Origin of the sequence: Mesorhizobium sp. CA15, assembly GCF_020165215.1 — a bacterium.
In the GTDB taxonomy this organism is placed as follows: Bacteria; Pseudomonadota; Alphaproteobacteria; order Rhizobiales; family Rhizobiaceae; genus Mesorhizobium.
Map to the genome: position 1 here is coordinate 1 of NZ_JAIUHQ010000044.1, position 1,333 is coordinate 1,333.

At 55.2% G+C, this 1,333-nt stretch carries 2 tRNA genes and 1 rRNA gene; all 3 read left to right on the top strand.

Annotated features, from left to right (window positions below):
- The first annotated feature begins 273 nt into the window (after positions 1 to 273).
- Positions 274 to 350, top strand: a tRNA-Ile gene (locus tag LB515_RS28035).
- Between the two features lie 57 nt (positions 351 to 407).
- Positions 408 to 483, top strand: a tRNA-Ala gene (locus LB515_RS28040).
- Positions 484 to 820: 337 nt separating this feature from the next.
- Positions 821 to 1,333, top strand: a 23S ribosomal RNA gene (locus LB515_RS28045); the annotation flags it as partial.

Below are 1,333 nucleotides of genomic sequence, written 5' to 3' on the forward strand. Positions count from 1 at the left end.
ATGGAAACGCTCACTCGTTGAGCCTCTGCCTTTCGGTTCTCTTGGAACAAGACGGAAGAGAGTCACTCTTACCGTCGTGCATACCTTAAAGCGGGTCTGCCGCCTTCGTTTCTCTTTCTTCGCGAATGACTTTGGATCAGCGCTCGCGCGCCGTACCGCAGCCTTTGGCTGCTGGCGCTCCGCGAGGGCGCGGCACGAGCCGCGACGGCCGGTCGGCCTTGCGAGGCTCTGCCTCGAGGTCAGCAGCTTGTTACGGGCAGAGCGCGGTCTTTAGGGCTTGTAGCTCAGTTGGTTAGAGCGCGCGCTTGATAAGCGTGAGGTCGGAGGTTCAAGTCCTCCCAGGCCCACCACTAACAGTGCAACCCGAAGGGTTGTCGCTTGCCGGTCGATGCGATCGGGCACTATCAGGGGCCGTAGCTCAGCTGGGAGAGCGCCTGCTTTGCAAGCAGGATGTCGTCGGTTCGATCCCGTCCGGCTCCACCAACCATTTTTTTGTGAAGATGGGACGTGTCGAGTAGAGATGGTCGCCGGTGGTCAGTCATTCGAAAATGAGTTTGCGTCGAGCTTCGTGCTCTGCGCCTGTTCTGTTTGACATCGTAAAGAGAAGATTTGTTCGAACTTCATGGGTCCCGAAAGGGCCATGATTTGTCGCAAGGGACGCTCAATCCCTTGCATATGATGGGTTTGCCTAACCGCGCCCTCGAACCGATCTCGAGAAGCTGGTCTTTTTGTGCCAATTCCATTGAAGCAAGTCCCGCACAGGATTTTGCTCAGGCGACAATCCCTTCGGGATTGCGTGATGGGTATTGGCAATGAGAACGATCAAGTGTCTTAAGGGCAATTGGTGGATGCCTTGGCATGCACAGGCGATGAAGGACGTGATACGCTGCGATAAGCTACGGGGAGGTGCGAATACCCTTTGATCCGTAGATTTCCGAATGGGGAAACCCACCTAAGGTACTTGGAAAATCAGAGCAGCAGGGATGCGACGATCCTTCGGATCGCGCCGTCTTGCTGCTGTGGTTTCCAAGTATCGCTAATAGGTAACTTATCCTGAATACATAGGGATAAAGTGGCGAACGCGGGGAACTGAAACATCTAAGTACCCGTAGGAAAGGACATCAACCGAGACTCCGGAAGTAGTGGCGAGCGAACCCGGACCAGGCCAGTGGCGATTGAGAGACAAGCGGAACCTTCTGGAAAGTAGGGCCATAGCGGGTGACAGCCCCGTACGCGTAATGCGATCAATCGTCCTTGAGTAAGGCGGGACACGTGAAATCCTGTCTGAAATTGGGAGGACCACCTTCCAAGCCTAAGTACTCGTGCATGACCG